This is a genomic window from Cupriavidus gilardii (assembly GCF_013314895.1).
Lineage (GTDB): Bacteria > Pseudomonadota > Gammaproteobacteria > Burkholderiales > Burkholderiaceae > Cupriavidus > Cupriavidus gilardii_C.
The window spans coordinates 1-5,527 of record NZ_JABTYE010000050.1; the positions used below are offsets into that span (position 1 = coordinate 1).

At 54.5% G+C, this 5,527-nt stretch carries 2 tRNA genes and 3 rRNA genes; all 5 read right to left on the reverse strand.

From position 1 onward, the window contains the following. Positions 1 to 24: 24 nt before the first annotated feature. Positions 25 to 138, reverse strand: a 5S ribosomal RNA gene (gene rrf, locus HTY53_RS24460). Between the two features lie 111 nt (positions 139 to 249). Then, positions 250 to 3,130: ribosomal RNA gene (locus HTY53_RS24465) — 23S ribosomal RNA — on the reverse strand. Between the two features lie 310 nt (positions 3,131 to 3,440). Beyond that, positions 3,441 to 3,516: transfer RNA gene (locus HTY53_RS24470), tRNA-Ala, on the reverse strand. 10 nt (positions 3,517 to 3,526) lie between these two features. Next, positions 3,527 to 3,603 (reverse strand) — tRNA-Ile (locus tag HTY53_RS24475). A gap of 62 nt (positions 3,604 to 3,665) precedes the next feature. Continuing rightward, positions 3,666 to 5,197, reverse strand: a 16S ribosomal RNA gene (locus tag HTY53_RS24480). The 16S, 23S and 5S rRNA genes sit together here with 2 tRNA genes alongside, the layout of an rRNA operon. Positions 5,198 to 5,527 lie beyond the last annotated feature (330 nt).

Below are 5,527 nucleotides of genomic sequence, written 5' to 3' on the forward strand. Positions count from 1 at the left end.
GATCTGGGGCGTTTTCAAAGGAGAGCCTGGCGATGACCTACTTTCACACGGGTAGTCCGCACTATCATCGGCGCGAAGTCGTTTCACGGTCCTGTTCGGGATGGGAAGGGGTGGTTCCGACTTGCTATGGTCACCAGGCATAAAGGGTTGCCGGACTGGCTGGGCCAATCTGGCGTATTGGGATGTAGCGTGGGGTTGTGCTGTATGGCACGTATGCGGAACACCAGCGGATCTAAACGCACTGGTTATAGGATCAAGCCTTACGGGCAATTAGTACTGGTTAGCTTAACGCATTACTGCGCTTCCACACCCAGCCTATCAACGTCCTGGTCTTGAACGACCCTTCAAGGAGCTCGAGGCTCCAGGGAATCCTCATCTTCAGGCGAGTTTCCCGCTTAGATGCTTTCAGCGGTTATCTCTTCCGTACATAGCTACCCTGCGATGCCTCTGGCGAGACAACAGGTACACCAGCGGTACGTCCACTCCGGTCCTCTCGTACTAGGAGCAGCCCCCGTCAAGATTCCAACGCCCACGGCAGATAGGGACCAAACTGTCTCACGACGTTTTAAACCCAGCTCACGTACCTCTTTAAATGGCGAACAGCCATACCCTTGGGACCGGCTACAGCCCCAGGATGAGATGAGCCGACATCGAGGTGCCAAACACCGCCGTCGATATGAACTCTTGGGCGGTATCAGCCTGTTATCCCCAGAGTACCTTTTATCCGTTGAGCGATGGCCCTTCCATTCAGAACCACCGGATCACTATGTCCTGCTTTCGCACCTGCTCGACTTGTCGGTCTCGCAGTTAAGCACGCTTTTGCCATTGCACTTTAGGTACGATGTCCGACCGTACCAAGCGTACCTTCGAACTCCTCCGTTACACTTTGGGAGGAGACCGCCCCAGTCAAACTGCCTACCATGCACTGTCCCCGACCCGGATTCACGGGCCTAGGTTAGAACCTCAAACAAACCAGGGTGGTATTTCAAGGACGGCTCCACGAGAACTGGCGTCCTCGCTTCAAAGCCTCCCACCTATCCTACACAGATCGGTTCAAAGTCCAATGCAAAGCTGCAGTAAAGGTTCATGGGGTCTTTCCGTCTAGCCGCGGGGAGATTGCATCATCACAAACACTTCAACTTCGCTGAGTCTCGGGAGGAGACAGTGTGGCCATCGTTACGCCATTCGTGCAGGTCGGAACTTACCCGACAAGGAATTTCGCTACCTTAGGACCGTTATAGTTACGGCCGCCGTTTACCGGGACTTCAATCAAGAGCTTGCACCCCATCATTTAATCTTCCGGCACCGGGCAGGCGTCACACCCTATACGTCCACTTTCGTGTTTGCAGAGTGCTGTGTTTTTATTAAACAGTCGCAGCCACCATTTTATTGCAACCCCGTCACCCTTCTGGCGCAGGCCAGTCAAGCTACCAGGGCGTACCTTATCCCGAAGTTACGGTACCAATTTGCCGAGTTCCTTCTCCCGAGTTCTCTCAAGCGCCTTAGAATACTCATCTCGCCCACCTGTGTCGGTTTGCGGTACGGTCTCGTATGACTGAAGCTTAGAGGCTTTTCTTGGGACCCCTTCCGATTGCTTCGCAGCACTAGGCCGCTCGCCCCACATCCTTGAATCCTGCGCCCGGATTTGCCAAAGCGCCTTCTCCAATGCAGGGACCGGGACTTCCAACACCCGGACAACCTTCCGCGATCCGTCCCCCCATCGCATCATACGACGGTGCAGGAATATTAACCTGCTTCCCATCAGCTACGCATCTCTGCCTCGCCTTAGGGGCCGACTCACCCTACGCCGATGAACGTTGCGTAGGAAACCTTGGGCTTACGGCGAGGGGGCCTTTCACCCCCTTTATCGCTACTCATGTCAGCATTCGCACTTCCGATACCTCCAGCATCCTTTACAAGACACCTTCACAGGCTTACGGAACGCTCTCCTACCACGCGCACAAGGCGCGTCCGCAGCTTCGGTGACTGGCTTAGCCCCGTTACATCTTCCGCGCAGGACGACTCGATCAGTGAGCTATTACGCTTTCTTTAAAGGGTGGCTGCTTCTAAGCCAACCTCCTGACTGTTTTAGCCTTCCCACTTCGTTTCCCACTTAGCCAATCTTGGGGACCTTAGCTGGCGGTCTGGGTTGTTTCCCTCTTGACACCGGACGTTAGCACCCGATGTCTGTCTCCCGTGATTGCACTCTTCGGTATTCGGAGTTTGCTATGGCGGGGTAATCAGCAATAGACCCCCCAACCATGACAGTGCTCTACCCCCGAAGGTGAGACACGAGGCACTACCTAAATAGTTTTCGGAGAGAACCAGCTATTTCCAGACTTGTTTAGCCTTTCACCCCTATCCACAGCTCATCCCCTAACTTTTCAACGTTAGTGGGTTCGGTCCTCCAGTACGTGTTACCGCACCTTCAACCTGGCCATGGATAGATCGTCTGGTTTCGGGTCTACACCCAGCGACTCAATCGCCCTATTCGGACTCGCTTTCGCTACGCCTTCCCTAACCGGTTAAGCTTGCCACTGAATGTAAGTCGCTGACCCATTATACAAAAGGTACGCCGTCACCCGTTTCCAGGCTCCGACTGTTTGTATGCATGCGGTTTCAGGATCTATTTCACTCCCCTCCCGGGGTTCTTTTCGCCTTTCCCTCACGGTACTGGTTCACTATCGGTCGATCACGAGTATTTAGCCTTGGAGGATGGTCCCCCCATCTTCAGACAGGATTTCACGTGTCCCGCCCTACTTGTCGTACCCCTAGTTCCACAACGCGGTTTTCGCATACAGGGCTATCACCTGCTATGGCCGGGCTTTCCATCCCGTTTTGCTAACCACACTGCTAAAAGGTACAAGGCTCATCCCATTTCGTTCGCCACTACTTTGGGAATCTCGGTTGATTTCTGTTCCTGCAGCTACTTAGATGTTTCAGTTCGCCGCGTTCGCTTCCCACACCTATGGATTCAGTGTGGGATGACCCATACGGGCCGGGTTTCCCCATTCGGACATCTCCGGATCAAAGCTCGTTTGCCAGCTCCCCGAAGCTTTTCGCAGGCTACCGCGTCCTTCATCGCCTGTGATCGCCAAGGCATCCACCACATGCACTTGTTCGCTTGACCCTATAACGAGTGCGTCTACAACGCCCCGCTACAGGTTGAGTTCTCGCATTTGTGCCGTATTCCAAGTCATCTTTCGATCACTTAAATACTTTGGTTGATACAATCACAACCCGGTATCGCGCGATCATGTCTCGATCGTCCACGCGCCTCATCAACGCGTCGCGACACCTTTACTACATCCCATTTTGTTAAAGAACAGCCAACGTGCATCCGCACATCGTCTTGGCCAACGCCAAAGGCAAACGCTCATGGAAGCGCTTGCCTTTGACGACCGCCCGGTCTTGCTACGCACACGACTTTGTCATGTGGATGGTGGAGGATGACGGGATCGAACCGACGACCCCCTGCTTGCAAAGCAGGTGCTCTCCCAGCTGAGCTAATCCCCCGTCCTAAGACTGGTGGGTCTGGTAGGACTTGAACCTACGACCCCCGCCTTATCAAGACGGTGCTCTAACCACCTGAGCTACAGACCCTTGGCTGTAACACTCGACAACCGATAAGTGTGAACGCTCGACTTTGAATCAGTCGTGCTCGGAAAGGAGGTGATCCAGCCGCACCTTCCGATACGGCTACCTTGTTACGACTTCACCCCAGTCATGAACCCTGCCGTGGTAATCGCCCTCCTTGCGGTTAGGCTAACTACTTCTGGCAAAACCCACTCCCATGGTGTGACGGGCGGTGTGTACAAGACCCGGGAACGTATTCACCGCGGCATGCTGATCCGCGATTACTAGCGATTCCAGCTTCACGTAGTCGAGTTGCAGACTACGATCCGGACTACGATGCGTTTTCTGGGATTAGCTCCCCCTCGCGGGTTGGCAACCCTCTGTACGCACCATTGTATGACGTGTGAAGCCCTACCCATAAGGGCCATGAGGACTTGACGTCATCCCCACCTTCCTCCGGTTTGTCACCGGCAGTCTCTCTAGAGTGCCCTTGCGTAGCAACTAGAGACAAGGGTTGCGCTCGTTGCGGGACTTAACCCAACATCTCACGACACGAGCTGACGACAGCCATGCAGCACCTGTGTCCACTTTCCCTTTCGGGCACCTGATGCATCTCTGCTTCGTTAGTGGCATGTCAAGGGTAGGTAAGGTTTTTCGCGTTGCATCGAATTAATCCACATCATCCACCGCTTGTGCGGGTCCCCGTCAATTCCTTTGAGTTTTAATCTTGCGACCGTACTCCCCAGGCGGTCAACTTCACGCGTTAGCTACGTTACTGAGGAAATGAATCCCCAACAACTAGTTGACATCGTTTAGGGCGTGGACTACCAGGGTATCTAATCCTGTTTGCTCCCCACGCTTTCGTGCATGAGCGTCAGTCTCGTCCCAGGGGGCTGCCTTCGCCATCGGTATTCCTCCACATCTCTACGCATTTCACTGCTACACGTGGAATTCTACCCCCCTCTGACGCACTCTAGCCTTGCAGTCACAAGCGCCATTCCCAGGTTAAGCCCGGGGATTTCACGCCTGTCTTACAAAACCGCCTGCGCACGCTTTACGCCCAGTAATTCCGATTAACGCTCGCACCCTACGTATTACCGCGGCTGCTGGCACGTAGTTAGCCGGTGCTTATTCTTCCGGTACCGTCATCCACGCCAGGTATTAGCCAGCGCGATTTCTTTCCGGACAAAAGTGCTTTACAACCCGAAGGCCTTCTTCACACACGCGGCATTGCTGGATCAGGGTTGCCCCCATTGTCCAAAATTCCCCACTGCTGCCTCCCGTAGGAGTCTGGGCCGTGTCTCAGTCCCAGTGTGGCTGATCGTCCTCTCAGACCAGCTACTGATCGTCGCCTTGGTAGGCCTTTACCCCACCAACTAGCTAATCAGACATCGGCCGCTCCTATTGCGCGAGGCCTTGCGGTCCCCCGCTTTCACCCTCAGGTCGTATGCGGTATTAGCTAATCTTTCGACTAGTTATCCCCCACAACAGGGCACGTTCCGATGTATTACTCACCCGTTCGCCACTCGCCGCCAGGCCGAAGCCCGCGCTGCCGTTCGACTTGCATGTGTAAGGCATGCCGCCAGCGTTCAATCTGAGCCAGGATCAAACTCTTCAGTTCAAATCCCTTGTGATCCCGAAGGATCTCGCTCTTTCGAGCGGTCGCTCACTCTCAGAAAACTGACTGGCTCCATCGTCTTGACGCCGATGAAGCCACGTTTTGCTGTGCGAGCACTTGATAACTTTTGAGCCTGACAAGTCCGAAGACTTGCCGGTGACTGCTCGCTATCGAGCGCCCACACTTATCGGTTGTTCGTTTGTTAAAGAACTGCGCGGCCGGCTTTGCCGTTCGCGTCGCTGCGTTGTCAGCAGCAGAGAAACGAGATTATGCAGAACCTTTCGCTTCTCGTCAACAGGTTTGTCAGCACTTTCTGCTGCGGCGCCAGCACCG